General features: G+C 61.2%; 12 protein-coding genes and 1 pseudogene. 2 read left to right on the forward strand and 11 right to left on the reverse strand.

The features are described 5' to 3' along the window. Window positions 1-168: 168 nt before the first annotated feature. Genes A9O63_RS22795 through A9O63_RS11250 form a run of 3 tightly spaced genes read right to left on the reverse strand, consistent with a single transcriptional unit; the run spans window position 169 to window position 7,300 of the window. On the reverse strand, window positions 169-747 hold the full coding sequence (locus A9O63_RS22795; RefSeq protein ID WP_141703077.1) for a hypothetical protein: 579 nt from the start codon (window positions 745-747) through the stop codon (window positions 169-171). 41 nt (window positions 748-788) lie between these two features. Then, complete coding sequence (locus tag A9O63_RS11245) at window positions 789-4,334, reverse strand: BPTD_3080 family restriction endonuclease (RefSeq protein WP_205631838.1); 3,546 nt, start codon at window positions 4,332-4,334, stop codon at window positions 789-791. Further along, complete coding sequence (locus tag A9O63_RS11250) at window positions 4,334-7,300, reverse strand: site-specific DNA-methyltransferase (RefSeq protein ID WP_084295810.1); 2,967 nt, start codon at window positions 7,298-7,300, stop codon at window positions 4,334-4,336. Before A9O63_RS11250 ends, A9O63_RS11245 begins: the two co-directional genes overlap by 1 nt. A gap of 229 nt (window positions 7,301-7,529) precedes the next feature. Here A9O63_RS11250 and A9O63_RS22800 point away from each other — a divergent pair, with 229 nt between their 5' ends. Then, window positions 7,530-8,195, forward strand: a complete 666-nt coding sequence (locus A9O63_RS22800; protein ID WP_069332015.1) for a competence protein CoiA — start codon at window positions 7,530-7,532, stop codon at window positions 8,193-8,195. On the opposite strand, the gene A9O63_RS11260 is transcribed toward A9O63_RS22800, so the two are convergent. The 7 genes and pseudogenes from A9O63_RS11260 to A9O63_RS11290 all read right to left on the reverse strand — a co-directional run bounded on the left by A9O63_RS11260 (window position 8,192) and on the right by A9O63_RS11290 (window position 11,823). Beyond that, entirely contained in the window at window positions 8,192-8,857 is a 666-nt protein-coding gene (locus A9O63_RS11260) for a hypothetical protein (protein ID WP_069332016.1), read from the reverse strand. The two genes, A9O63_RS22800 and A9O63_RS11260, sit on opposite strands and share 4 nt — an antisense overlap. Beyond that, a complete protein-coding gene (locus A9O63_RS23370) occupies window positions 8,854-9,426 on the reverse strand; it encodes a DNA methyltransferase (protein ID WP_069332017.1) in 573 nt (190 codons plus the stop codon). The genes A9O63_RS11260 and A9O63_RS23370 overlap by 4 nt, the downstream gene beginning before the upstream one ends. 52 nt (window positions 9,427-9,478) lie before the next feature. Next, a pseudogene (locus A9O63_RS23375) lies at window positions 9,479-9,937 on the reverse strand (DNA cytosine methyltransferase); the annotation flags it as partial. 5 nt (window positions 9,938-9,942) lie between these two features. Further along, on the reverse strand, window positions 9,943-10,950 hold the full coding sequence (locus A9O63_RS11275) for a helix-turn-helix domain-containing protein (protein WP_069332019.1): 1,008 nt from the start codon (window positions 10,948-10,950) through the stop codon (window positions 9,943-9,945). After that, the gene (locus A9O63_RS11280) at window positions 10,947-11,342 is read right to left on the reverse strand and encodes a VRR-NUC domain-containing protein (protein WP_069332020.1); all 396 of its coding nucleotides are present in this window, start codon (window positions 11,340-11,342) and stop codon (window positions 10,947-10,949) included. The genes A9O63_RS11275 and A9O63_RS11280 overlap by 4 nt, the downstream gene beginning before the upstream one ends. Continuing rightward, complete coding sequence (locus tag A9O63_RS11285; protein WP_069332021.1) at window positions 11,339-11,578, reverse strand: hypothetical protein; 240 nt, start codon at window positions 11,576-11,578, stop codon at window positions 11,339-11,341. The genes A9O63_RS11280 and A9O63_RS11285 overlap by 4 nt, the downstream gene beginning before the upstream one ends. After that, window positions 11,575-11,823 (reverse strand): helix-turn-helix transcriptional regulator, encoded by a 249-nt coding sequence (locus A9O63_RS11290; protein WP_069332022.1) that lies wholly within the window; start codon window positions 11,821-11,823, stop codon window positions 11,575-11,577. The genes A9O63_RS11285 and A9O63_RS11290 overlap by 4 nt, the downstream gene beginning before the upstream one ends. Before the next feature lie 617 nt (window positions 11,824-12,440). Here A9O63_RS11290 and A9O63_RS11295 point away from each other — a divergent pair. Continuing rightward, window positions 12,441-13,043, forward strand: coding sequence for a hypothetical protein (locus A9O63_RS11295; RefSeq protein ID WP_069332023.1), 603 nt, complete (start codon window positions 12,441-12,443; stop codon window positions 13,041-13,043). A 66-nt stretch (window positions 13,044-13,109) separates the two neighbouring features. On the opposite strand, the gene A9O63_RS22805 is transcribed toward A9O63_RS11295, so the two are convergent. Then, window positions 13,110-13,664 (reverse strand): hypothetical protein, encoded by a 555-nt coding sequence (locus tag A9O63_RS22805; RefSeq protein ID WP_141703078.1) that lies wholly within the window; start codon window positions 13,662-13,664, stop codon window positions 13,110-13,112. Between the last annotated feature and the right edge of the window lie 22 nt (window positions 13,665-13,686).

Raw genomic sequence — 13,686 nt, forward strand, 5'->3', positions numbered from 1 at the left:
CCGGTGAAACTGCCTGACGCTAGCGAACCGCCGCGCTGCGCCCCCCCGCATACGTTCAGGGCCGGGGAGGAACCAGAGGAGGGGGGCGTTCAATCGAGAACAATTTGCTGGGGATTCCAGAATCGCACTGCGAATACGCTTGGCCGACGAAAAAGGCTAGGCAGGCAGCTACTTGTCGGAACCCTCAAGGAAGAGATTGCAGCTCACATGCGCAACCGCGAGCTCTTCTCCGGAAGAGTGCGCATGGTGCGACAAGAAGGACCATTTGATGGTGTGGTCAGAAGTATGTCCCTGCTGACGGCATGGTAAATCTTCATCCATCTTTGCCCTAACCGATTTTACCAGCTGCGCGATGTTGCTCTTCCTAACGTAAGAAAGAACAACGCCTCTCCCTTCTCTACCTGTTGTGTATCGGCTTAGGAGCTGTTCTAGCCCACTTATATGATAGCTTGGTCCATCATGAATTTTGGCTTCAAAGAGTTTCTTTCTCACGGGTGTGCAATGGTCCAAATATACAGTGATGTCCACATGGCCATTCGAGTGTGCTTCTTGAAGCACTGTCACGCCAGGCATTTTAAGCGAGGCAGCGAACACACCTGACAAACCCACTTCGTCTAGAACGGCAAAGTTCTTCTTATTCACTTCCAGATGATCGACTGCTTCCCCTATAAAGGCATCATAGGCATTGTCGAACTCATCATCTGTGCTGGCGCAAACGAGATCAACGAAATTCGGTGCCTTCTTCATTAGCAACTCTGCAAAAGCGAGGGCTGAGTTCGGGTTCACAGTCACCGCGTAAACCCTTCCATGAACTCCCACCTTACTTCGAAACTATTCGCCCAGTTTCGCCATTCTGATTTTGTAATCCTACCTTGCTTCCAAGCGGCCATCATTTTGAATAGGTCGGCCAAGCCCGCCGTGCTGGTCGACCCGGAAACTGGAAGCAGCCTCATGCGCAGGAGTGGGGGCTCATAGTCTGTCAATGCCGAAACAACGGACAGACCTTGGATCACTTCGCATGATGCGGCACTTGCAGCAGATTCAATATGCCTTAGCTGGAAAAAATTCCTGTTTTCTTGCTGCGCCTGTTCAAACAGTATTTGGCCTGCCTTAACCATATTTGGCATGTCACTAAAGTGCTGAAGGAGCGTGCCCTTGAGCGCATTCGGAAACTGATCACTGTTGAACAGTGGCAAGTTTGCACTCTGCTGTTCCAGGTCCCACTTCTGACTCGCTAGGCCATTGATGGCCAGTCCGACCTTGCCTGGATCATCTACCAGCAGATAGCGCCACGTCCCGTATCCGCCTGTGTGGTTTACGGCTTCGACCCAGCGCTCAGCTGCCTTTGCCTTCGCGTCTGCATCGTCATTAACTCGACCTTTGATCTCGACGATTACGTTCAGACCTTTGTCGGTTACGACAATGAAGTCAGGGACATATCGAGAGACAACACCTCGATGTCGGTAAGGAATAGTGAAGCCAAGCCTATCGTTCTTGACCCAGCGCTTTACCCCAGGATGACTATCGAGAAGGAATGCAGCACTCTGTTCCCATTTCTCAGTATCGGCCACCATCGCGTTGAGGTGGCATCGATTGACTGGGTAGACTGGCTTTGTCGAATGAAAATCGACGTTCAAGGTGCTTCCGCGCCCTGCTGCACCAGTTGGAATGACCGCGACCTCGCGCTCTCCCGTCTTCGAACCTTTCTTGATTGCCTCAAGCAGGGAGCTGATCGCAGCCTGCATGTACTCGCCTACCAACAGCAAGTCTCTTGGTAGACTGTCACCCTTTAAATCGAGCTTCTCGTCGAGGAATCGCTTTGATGCGAACGCAACCTTCGGAAATAGCTGCTGAACCGGAACAGCTTCTGCGCCGTTATCGGCTTGCCAACGAGCACAGACCTCCCGAGCGAGTCTGAATGCCACCTGTTGATCGCGGAATCGCGCCCGCCAATCTCTCAGGGACAACACGGGTCGCTCACCCGGTCCGAAAACGGCGAGCGAGCCGTCCGGTGAAGTCAGCGGCGTCAGCTCCACCGTCTGTGGGATCTTCATTGGATCGATGGTGACCTTTGACACCTTGGACCAGTCGACATGAACATCGAAATGCCCCGTCTGATGGTATCCGGACACGACCGGGAATGTGATTTCGTAGTCTGCTTTCTCGGGGACGGAGAAGATGTGATTGGGGTCGGGTTGGGGCGGCTGCGGGCCGACTGGTTTGACTTTGAAGGGGATCAGTTCGAACGGAACCCCAAAGACCTTTGCCGTTTCCTCGGCAAACATTTGGGTTTCTTCGTTCAACGCGTAGCTCTTGCGCCGCAATGCCCTGCCGACCACCTGTTCGCACAGGAGCTGTGACCCGAACGGCCGCAAACCAACGATGTGCGTGACCGTGTTCGCGTCCCATCCTTCCGCCAGCATGGCGACTGAAACGATACACCGCACATCGCGACCTGGCGGTATGCGCTCATCGATCCACTTTATCGAACCGTCATTTTCATCGCTTGCGACCTTGTCATTGTGCTTACGGACCAGTTCGGACCAGTCTTCAGGGATCCTGCCTCCCGGCCAAGTCGCCTTGCCCACGGTGTCGAGGATGAACCGGAGGCGTTTGGTCTCGTCTTTCGAGCCGCCGTCCTCGATGTCCTCCATCACCTTCGAGTCGATCCGGACCGTTACTTCCTGTCCGGGCGCGTTCCTGAACCAGCTGGGCGCGACGCCGTAGCTATCGTTGCCATTACCCAACCAACCGTGGACCTCTTTGGCGACCGCCGTGTCGCGGCAGACCACGATGAACACGGGCGGCACCGGGTGCTTCTGCTGCTGCTTGGATTGCTGCTCCCACTCCGAAAACCGCTGGTACCATTCTTGAGCGAGCAGATTGATCGGTGCCGAGGCATAGTTCATCACGATCTCGGGCGTGATGTTGGTGCCGAGGCCATCTTCCTTGGCTTTCGCCTGCACCCACCGCCAGATGTTGAAGTAAGCGGCTTCCTCCGCCCCCGATACATCTCGGGCGGGTAGCTGCGGGATCTTCACGAGGCCCGATTCAATGGCGTCGAGCAGACTGAAGTCCGAAACGATCCAGGGGAAGGGCTTCCCGACCTCGTTGCCTGATCCCTGGATGTAGAAAGGCGTTGCCGAAAGATCGACGCACAGGTTGATCCCGCGCCTGCGGCCGCCGCCAGCCAGCTTGTTGATCCTGTCCAGCGCCTCAACCCAGATAGTCGCTTCCCGAGCGTTCTTGCTGGCGAGATCTTTGTCCTCGTCGAGGCTTTCCTCGCTTGCCGCATCGCCGCGACGATAGGCGTGGTGGGCCTCGTCGTTGAAGATCAGCCAATGCGGACTCCGGCCTTTGCCGCTGCCCAGCTCTCGGCGGACACGCTTGAACCATGCCGGATCGGACTCGAAGTACTTCGTCTCCACGCTTTCGTTGGCCTTGCCAGCATTCTTGACGACCTCGACCGCTTCCCCGGTTTTCACGACCTTGGCGCTATCGCCGTTGACTGTGTTCGTCTCCTTTTTCGCCAGGCGATGCCAGTTGGCGATCATCACCTCGCCGCGGCGCAGCTCTTCCATACGGTGCGGCGGGACGAGTTGGCGCGTCCGGTAGAGGCTGACATCGCCCAGCGCAGGGTCCAGTTCTTGCAGCCGCTCGCGGATCGTGACGTTCGGACAGACTATCAGGACCGTGTCCGAAAACCGGTCATCGCGGGGTGAGGCTACGCGGTTCAGGATCGACCAGGCGGCCAGCATGCCCATGACGGTCGTCTTGCCGCTGCCCGTCGCCATCTTGCAGGCGTAACGAATAAAGGCGCGGACACCGGCCGCCTTTGCCTCCAGCCCGGGTTCGTCCCGAGGAACTTCGGGAACGCCCTTGCGGTAAACGTCTTTGGCCTCGACGAGAAAGATGATCGTTTCGGCCGCCTCGATCTGCGCAAAGAACAGGCGTTGCATGCGCTGATCGCTGCGCCAGAGTTCCAGTAGTTCCCGTGTCACAGGCGACGCGCCATCATAGGCCACGCCACCGCTGTGGATGCCTGCCCGCCAATCCTTCACGCGACCGCGGATCGCGTTGACGATCTCAAGTTCGACCTCTTCGCCCGCCTGGCTTTCGAACAGCTCCGCCTGATTGCGGTCAGGGCGGCCGCGGCCGGAATGTTCCGGCACGCGGTAGAAATAGCTCGCACGGCGCCGACCCTCTGCCTTGTAGGGGGGCTTGGCCTTCTCGATCTTCCAGTGAACCTGCGGTTCCCGGAACGGCGAGTTGATGATGACCGGCTGATCCTCGGGGATCGGTTGCGGTGCGTCTTGTTCTGCGGCAACGGACATCAGACGGCATCCTCTTCGCCGCGGGTCGCCATCAGCTCGTTGCCGCGCTCGTCGATCACCTTGACCGCGATCCGCTTCTTGTCGCCCAGCGCGAAGGGCTCGCTGACCGTCCCCGCAAGGTGCGACCAGACGCTGTCCTCGAACTGGCCTTTCAGCGATTTCTGCAGGTTGTCCCAGGCGCTGGTCTTCGGGAAGAACACCTGGCTGGCATAGAACGCCATGCCGTTGTGATTGGTGTCGAGCATCCAGCAGGGCAGGTTTTCCGCGTCGATGTGATCCGTGTCCATCAGATGCGGCATGAAGATGTCGAGCCCGCGCAGCTCCACACGATAGAGCGGCGTGCCATCGGCACGTTGCCCTGCCTTCTTCAACCGCACATCCGGCAGGCCGGTAATCGAGAAGATTTCGCTGTTCTTCGACGTCTTCAGCAGGTCCGACATCACCACATCCGGCGTCACCGCGATGTAGGCCGTCGGGATCTTCATCTTTTCCAGAAGCTCACGAGCTTTGGCCTGGATCGCAAAGCCGAACAGGAACAGCTGACTAAAGCCCTGCTGCATCGCCTCCATCGCGGCGTTGAAGACGTAGTCGGATCCGATGGCGCCGTCCTCCGGGCCGAAGGCGATGGCGATGGTTTTCTCGCTGCCGTTCTTTGCCACGGCCTCGGCATGCAGATACTCGCGGTCGGCCAGTGGGCGAACGTTGTCTAGTTGCAGCGTCACGTTCCCGGGCAGGCTCAGCGATTTGCTTTGGCGCAGTACTTCGGTCATCCGGTCAAGGTAGGCGCGCGGACTGGAAGACTGGGGCTGCGCGGACGTCCCGTCGGTATCGTCCTCCATGCTCATCGCAGCCTGAATAGTGGCCTCGACCGTGAAGGGTCCGCAGACCCTCGTGATCTTGTCGTTCACTTCGGGGCGGTCGACCAGCACCTCCATCTTGGGGTCTTCATCGTTAGCCACTTTCTTGAGGGTTATGCGGGGCACAAGCCCTCCAGTTTCGTCGCCTTTTCTGTTCTGCTTTCGCTCGTAAACAAATCCACCGGCAGGTCCCTTCGAAGGCTCTTTGAGGCGGTACCAAGGGAATGCAGTCGTTAGAAGGCGCTGCCTTGCCAAGGCGATGGGAACGCGCGACGTATCGACCGTAATCCAGCGCCGACCCCAGCGCTCGGCTACCAATGCGGAGGTGCCAGACCCGCAGGTGATATCAAGAACAAGGTCTCCTGGTTCCGTTGTCATGTGGAGACAGCGCGTGATTACCTTTTCTGCGGTCTGAACGACGTACATTTGATCTTCGGTAAAGCTGCCAGTTCCTGTGTCCATCCAGATATTGTCGAGGTAGGTTAGCGGATTGTCCTCCAGCAGTAGAATTGTTGAGAGGTTGGTACCACTCCACCAGAGGCGCCCCTTCTCAGCAAGTTTATCCATCTCTTTGCCGGGTTCTGGATCATAACTCCAGTGACGGTTTCTCGCGCAAGGAACCTCGATGCCTTTGAAATTGTATGGCTTGCTCCGCCCCTCTTGGTAACCCTGCGAGGTAATCGGACCAAGCCTTCCGATCTTCCATCCCGTTGGGATAGGGTCTTCGCCGGAGATTTCTTTTTCCGTCATCTTTCGCATGTCAGACAGGTCGGGTGAAAAGATCGACGTGTATTGCTTGGCGCCGACATCGCCGGGTTTCTTGGGGCGCGAAAGTGCGGTAAATGCCTGACGTTCGATGTCCTTTGCGTAGACTACAAGGTAATCGCACACGGAGGGAATGCTGTCTGTGGATTGAGAGCTGGTTTTAAAGAAGGCGATCTGCCCAGCATAGTTTTCCGGACCGAAGACCTCATCGAGGATTTCGCGCACATGATGAAGATTGTCGTCGGAAATTTGGACGAATACGCTTCCTGATTCCGATAGGAGCTCCTTCGCGAGGAGCATCCGATCTCGAATGAAAGTCATGTATGAGTGAAGACCGAGTTCCCATGTGTCCCGGTAGGCTTTCACCATCTCGGGCTCGCGGATCATGTGCTCGTCCTTACCGTGGTTATCTTTGACTGTTTTGTCCCTCACGAAGGGCTGGAAGTTCGAGCCAAACTTCACGCCATACGGGGGGTCGAAATAGATCATCTGCACCTGGCCACCCAATCCCTCGTATACGAGGAGCGAGTTCATCACCTGCAGCGAGTCGCCAAGGATCAGGCGGTTGGTCCACGGGCCCTTGTGCTCGTAGGCATCCAGCCGGTCGGCAATGTCGAGGTCCAGATCGCCGAACAGGTCCAGCGTCTGCCCGCGCGCCTTGTGGGACTTCAGTGTTTCGAGGATCGCCGACGTCGAATGACGTTCGTGCACGAACAGGGGCAGCGTCGGCACGCTGATCTGCTGCCGTTCCGCCTTGCCTGCCCAGTTCAGGAAGGGCTTGGTCAAGCTGCGCAGCCGCGCCGCGCATTGCGACAGCGACGTGAACCGCTCCTCCGTCCCCTTCCAGACCTGTGGCTGGGCAAAGACCGTGGCCTCGCCCTTTTCAGCCGCATCCGCCACCAGGTTCAGCAGCCACTCCGCAAACGGCCGCTCGCCGTTCTCGTCCCATGCCAGTTCCGGCGCGAGGCTGGAGTCGTAGCGATAGGTCTTTGGCGGCTTGCGATGCGAGAACTGCGCCTCGACCCCGACATCGGGACGCAGAACCGCCTGGTCGGCATGCGCATAGGCGCCAGACCCGGCCGAGGATGCGATTGGCGCAGCTTTGGGCTTGGCAGGCTGCTGTGCCTTGGGCGCGTCACCATTTGCCCTTGCGACCGAGCCACCCTGACCGCGCCCTTTGGTAAGCACGCCTTCGGCGATCATTTGGTCACGAACCTCGTGATAGTCCTCGTCCGTCAGATCCGGCAGGTTTTCGCGGAGCCGTGCGATCAGGGCACGATTGCCGATGGTGGAACCATCTTCGGGGATAAGGGACAGGACAAGATCACGCAGGGAATCGGACATCGGGAACCTTCGGGGACATCAGCTATTGCAGCGAAGCTAAGGACTTTTCATGGAAATTACAGCCCAAAGTTGACTTGGTCAGTAGGTCGGGAACCTCGTCAGGGCGGCACTTCGAGCCACCCGCTAGACGAGCGAGGTGGCGGGGTAGCCGCGGAGACTGATTGGACAAATCATGGCGCCCGTGCAACCCCTTCATTCCCCCGATCCATGATTTGCACGAGCCTCAGACATGCGATTTGCCATCCATAACGAGTCCCGAATTGAAGCAGCGCCCCAAGCGAGGGGTTTATGTCCCGGGTGTGGCGCTGAGCTCGTCGCCAAATGCGGCAACGTCAAGGTCTGGCACTGGGCACATAAGGGGCAGCGGCACTGTGACCCCTGGTGGGAAAACGAAACCGAATGGCGCCGCGCATGGAAGAACAACTTTCCTACTGACTGGCAAGAAATTCCTGCTCGCGACCCAAAAGGGGAGTTGCACATCGCGGATATCAAGACGCCGCACGGGCTGGTGGTTGAATTTCAGCACTCCCACCTCAAGTCGGACGAGGCACTGCAGCGCACTGCGTTTCATCAGAACATCATCTGGGTCGTGGACGCCATGCGCCGCAAGACCGACGCCAGCCAGTTCATGCGGGCAAAGTACGAGGGGATGCGGCACGATACGAAAGACGGTGTCGTCGACCAGCTCTGGCTTTACTCTGCCCGACTGCTCAAGGAGTGGACAAAAGTGGGTGTAATCACCGCCTTTGACTTCGGCGGTGAGAAGGTGTGGTTGCTTCGACGCGTGCGTTCGGATTGGATTTACGGGTTCGAATATCCAAAGACCAAGCTGATCGAGCATATCTCCGAGGGTAGCCCATTCCCAGACGTGCTGTTCGGAAAGCCCGGGCGCTAACGGACCCTCCAAGGAGACACCTTCGGCATCGCCGCCGTCACCTCGACCTCGCGCAGCATGCCGCCCGCAATCAGCCCGTCCCGTACCCAGCCCAGCGCCTGCCACCAGTCGTCATATCCACGCCGCGCGGCGTCGATCTGCTGTGGGTGGGGGGAGAAGGTGACCGGGCAGGCTAGGATGTCGATAGTCTTCCACGTCGCCCGTGCGCCCGCGCCACGCACGCGGATGCGCTCTGTGCCCACGACGATGGACCCCGCATGCGTGCCATGCTGGTTCTGCTTGACGATGGTCGGCACGCAGCGTGGGACGGCGCCGGGCATCCAGTCCGGGGTCAGCCCGGCGCGGGCCAGTTCCGCGACGCGGATCGCCATGCGCTTGCCGCCGAGGCTGTCGGGGATCCCGGCGACGGTGGCAGCGATCACCTCGGCGTCCTCGTGGGTGTAGCCGCCGATCTTGTGCTGGCCGCCGTCGATCTTGCAGCCCAGCACGGCCCGTTGCAGCAGGACGTATTCCAGGCCGAAGCCGAAGCCTTCCTCGGTGACATCCGGGGGCAGGGGCAGTTCCAGCTGCGCTTGTTCGATCCGGAATGCCCATTCCAGCGCCGCCTGCACGCCCAGCGCGCGCTTGATCCTGGTGCCGCTGACGCGGCCGTGGAAACTCATGGCTGCAATCCTTCAAGGAAATTCATCTGCGCCGGGCGCTGGGCCGCATCGGTCGGTCGCCAGATCCACGGGCCCGAGGCCATGGGCAGCTGCGAGAGAGCGCCACGCATGTGCTGCTGCCAGAGGGTGAACTCCGTTGCCGAGCAGGCGCAGAGCGCGTGCCCGATGGGCCAGCCCATCAGCCATCCGACGAAGAGCGGGTTCAACCGCCGCCGTGACCGGCCCTTCAGGATCCGCCGCGAGACGACGCGCCCATGCGAGGCAATCATCGAAGCCCAAAGCGGGCGCGAGATCGGGGCGTGCGGCGAGGACCGCGGTCCATCCGGGAAGGTCGCCGGGGCCGGGCGGGTGAAGCCCTGCTCCGCCCGGTAGTGCAGCAGGTCCATCCGGGACTTGCCGTCGCTGCGCGTGATGCTGGCCTGGCTCGACCCCTTCCAGTTCTGCGCGGCCGGGGTTGGCCAGTGGTTCGGCAGAGCCTTCGCGATGCCCAGCGCCAGCGCCTCGGCCTTCCGGGTAAAGTCGCTGTTCCCGGCCGGGTTGTAGCGGCCGGTGCCGGGATGCAGGCTCATCGGTGTGGGCCAGGATGAAGATGCGGAGGCGCTCGTGCGGCGCGCCGACCTCTGCCGCCGAGAACAGGCCCGCCGCAGGCATGTAGCCCAATCCCCAAAGCTCTCGCAGGACGGTCTCGAGGCCGAGGGTGACGTGCCCGGCGACGTTTTCGAGGAAGACCCATTCGGGGCGGCACTCGCCGATAACGCGGGCGACATCGGGCCAGAGGTGGCGGGGATCGTCGGCGCCGCCGCGTTTCCCGGCCGCGCTGAAGGGTTGGCAGGTATAGCCTGCGAGGACGGCATCGAAGGCCCCGCGGAAGGGGCGGGCATCGAAGCTGCGCAGGTCGGTCCAGATCGGGGCCGGGGCGAAGTATTCGGAGTGCTGGGCCGCGATGAGGACGGCGCGCGGCCAGTCCTCCCATTCGACGAAGGCGCGGGTGTGATAGCCGGGCTCGGCGAGCATGAGGCCCAGATCAAGGCCTCCGCCGCCCGCGCAGAGGGACAATCCGTGCCGGGGACGTGACACCATGCCATTCACCGCACCCCGCGCTCGCGCAGGCGTTCGGCCGTGACCAGCCCCCGGGCCAGCATGGCGTCGCGCATCGTGTTGCTGATCGCGCTGACCGGCAGATAGCGGTCGGAATTGACCAGATCGGCGTAGAAGGCAGGCAGGTCGGTGATCGGCTTCGCGGCCGGGGCGGGGGCCGCCTTGGGCTTTCTGCGCTTCCGCCCGGCATCCTCGACCTTGCGCTTGGCCGCCCTTTGCATCACCCGGTCCAGCGCCTTCGGGCCATCGGGCGGATCGGGGTGTTCCTGGCGGCTGGCCTCGGCCGTGGCGATGATCTCCGCCTCGGTCAGCCCCAGCTCGTCGCGCCAGCGCAGGACGTGCAGCCGGGGCGGCCAGCCTTGCCACCAGCCGGGCAGGGCGGCGGGGTCGAGGCCCAGCGCGTCGAGCAGCGCCTCGAACATCTCTTCGGAAATCGCTTCGCGCGCTTGCGCGCTCTCCTCTTCCTTTACTGGTTCTCTTAAAGGTTCCCTTACAGGGTTAGTGTCCGAAATCCGGACACGGCTTTCGGCATTTTCCGGACACGGGTCAGCCAGAAAATCGGACACGGCTCCGGCACAACCCCCGTGTCCGAAATCCGGACACGGCAGCGCATCGGCCATGCCGTCACCAGCACAACCATCGGCATCGTCGACGCTTTCTGCGCCGTCGTCGTCACCGTGTCCGATTTCCGGACACGGCACCACAGCCCCGGGTGTGAAGCCCGGCTCAAACTCCAGGATGTAGCGGGTGGGCAGCTGTCGCTTGGTCACAGGATCGAGCCGCGGCACGCGCCGCAGCAGACCCACGGCCTCCAGCTGGGCAAGGTGATCGTTCAGCGTGGACCGGCTGATCTCGCAGTCATGCGCCAGCCGGTCCTGCGAGGGGAAGCAGCCATAGTCGGGGTTGAACCGGTCGCAGAGGTGCCAGAGCACGATCTTGGTCGTGGGCTTCAGGCCGCGCTGCTTGATGGCCCAGTTGGTGGCCTCGTGGCTCATGGCGCGGGCCTCCGCGGGGCAGGGGCGATGCGCGTGGTGAAGCCGTGATCGGCCAGCGCACCCAGCGCGTCGTCGAGACTTCGCACCAGCGCCCAGCCGAACCCCTGCGGCTGCACCGCATCGCGGAACGCCTCCTGCTCCGGTCGCAGCCGCCCCTTCGGCGCCTTCAGTTCGAGGAACAGGACACGGCCGTCGCACAAGACCATGAGATCGGCGAACCCGGCATGGACGCCCATGCCGACGAGGATCGCCTGGTGCTTCGCCCCGCGGGGCCCGGCCTCGGTTACCTCGTTGGCGCAATGGTGAATGATGGCCGAGCGGGGCAGGGCGATGCGCAGCGCCTGCACCACGGCGCGCTGCAGATCGGCCTCGGGGGTACCACGACGTTTCATTGCGCGGTCCTCCCTTGGTCTTCGCGCTGGGCGCGGGCGACGGGCCGCCGCGCATCGAGCACCAGCAGCAGGCGCTGGGCGTCGGCCCGCTCGGTCGCGCTCTCGCCATGTGTGGCGAGGACCGTGCAGGCGAGGCGGAGCAGATGGTCGCTGTGATGCGCGGCATCGGCGACGACGGCGCGGGCCTCGGCCACGCGATCGGCGGGCCAGGCGGAATTGCGGGCCTGCACCATCATGCCCGCCCCCGCGATTTGCGCACCGGATGCGCCTGCTCCTGCGCCCGGATCCATTCCTGAACCGCGGCGCGGCGGTAATAGGTCTTGCGACCTATGCGTGTGCAAGGCGGACCCTGGCGGCGGGCTTCCCAGCGCGACAGGGTGTCGGCGGTCAGGCCAAGCGCCTGCGCCAGCTGTTCGCGGCTGATCCAGTCGGCCAGCAGATCAACAATCTCCGCGTCGGGTTCGGTCTGGATGTCTTTCATCGGCTGCTCCCTCGTGTCCTGCGCCTCTCGGGGTCAGGAGCAGCGAAGCAGAGCGGCGAGGCCGGAAAACAGGCGGAAGGTGGAATTGCCGGTTCCGGCCTTCTTCCGCCACTGTTTTCATTGGAGGAAATTTGAATTCGAGCCGCTGACGGGGAATTTCAGGTCGCCGGGCAAGGGCCAAAGTGCGACGTCTTCCGGCTGCAATTCCGGTGCGCTGGGTCGCTATCGCCCCGGTGGCCCACATTGTCCTCGGTTCAACCGCTTTCGCCGGATTTGATGGGGGCGGAATTGGCGGAACCTGTTGTTCCGGTCGCCTCTGGGCGGGGTTCGGCGATATCCACAGGAACTTGTCGGTCGCCGCCGTAATTCACGGGTTCGTGAGTAAACACACGCGAGGCGTGTGCGTAAACTTTCCGGGAGCAGTCCACAAGAATCGAAAAACGAACATAACCAGACGCCAGTGCCGCAACCGGTATGGCTCTGGACTACAGGCGGTTTCACACAACGACTCGCTCCGCACCCGGTCTCGCCCACGTGCCTCCGCACGGCGGGTCATTTGTAACCTGCCCTCTCGCGGCTTTTGCCGCGGGATAGGGTTTGTCTGAAGGAGTTATCTGATGCCCCTGCCGCCTGTTGCCTTCTATTCGATCTACGAGATTGCGGTGCGCTGGGGATGTCACCCGGCCGACGTGGCGGGATGGGCTGCGGCGGGGCACCTGCAGGTGCTGGCGGGGATTCCTCCGGTCAGTTGCGGCGAGGAAACGGTCGCGGGAATGGTGCAGGTGCCGATCGCCGAGCTGATGCCGATGTTCCGGCGGATTGGCCCTAGCGACGAGCAGGCGCGGCTGAAGCGGGTGATGCCGCTGGGCAGCAAGTCCTGGCTCAAGGTCACCGATCCGGCCGAGGGGGTGCTGGTGCGGTCCTCCGATCTGTTGATCGACGCGGTGACGCTGCAGCAGTTCGAGGAGGACCGCGATCTGCTGCGGCGCCCGGCCTCCAGCATTGGCTCGGGCCCGCGATACGATTGGGACGCGATGTATGCATGGCTGACCTGGTCGCTCTTCGAAAAGGGCGTCCCCGAGACCCAGACTGCGCTCGTCACATTGGTGCAGGAGTGGTTCGTGCAGAACTCGAAATCGGGCGAGGTGCCGGATGAAAGCACGATCCGAAAGCGGCTGACCTCGCTCTGGCGCAGGTTGCGGGGCGAAGATGCCGCGTGAGGATCAGGCCGATTTCGGTAGGTTGAGATCATTTCGCCCGAGCCAAGAAAAGCACGGGCGCTTCTGTCAAACCGGTTCCCACCAAGTACGCCATTTTCGGACTGTTTTCCCGGAATTGCTCATCTGTTCCGGTGCATAACGCTTTACGTACTTTTTCCCGTCATGCTCAACAGTATCTCGAGATCGAGCGTTCGGGAACTTTTCGTTCAGGGCGCGCTCAAGTTCGGCTGCTGCTGCCGTCTGTTCGGGATCGACTTCTACAGCATCACCGAGGCAATCCCACCAGGTGTCCCATGTATAGACAGTCCGGCCGGACCGGCTCTTGGATCGGGGCTTCATCCGTTTGGAAAATCGCTTTCCATTCCAAACAACTTCCACGCCTTTGGCAGCATTTGGAAAGGCTTCATCCAGTTCGGCCGAGATGCGTTCGCGTTCTGTATATGGAAGGATCCCGAGCTTCTTCAGCTGAGCGGTGATCCGAGCCACCTCCTCTCGAGCAGCGGAGATTCGGCCATGATACTTGTCGAGATTTCCGGAAGTGTCTTCCCCATCCCGTTCCATGAGACGGTCCAGTTCTGCCTTCGCTTCTTCCAATTGCTGCAATGTGGGTTGTCTGGGCATCGCGGTGTTAGTCCAGTTCTTC

The sequence above is a fragment of the Cereibacter johrii genome, assembly GCF_001720585.1.
Taxonomy (GTDB): domain Bacteria; phylum Pseudomonadota; class Alphaproteobacteria; order Rhodobacterales; family Rhodobacteraceae; genus Cereibacter_A; species Cereibacter_A johrii.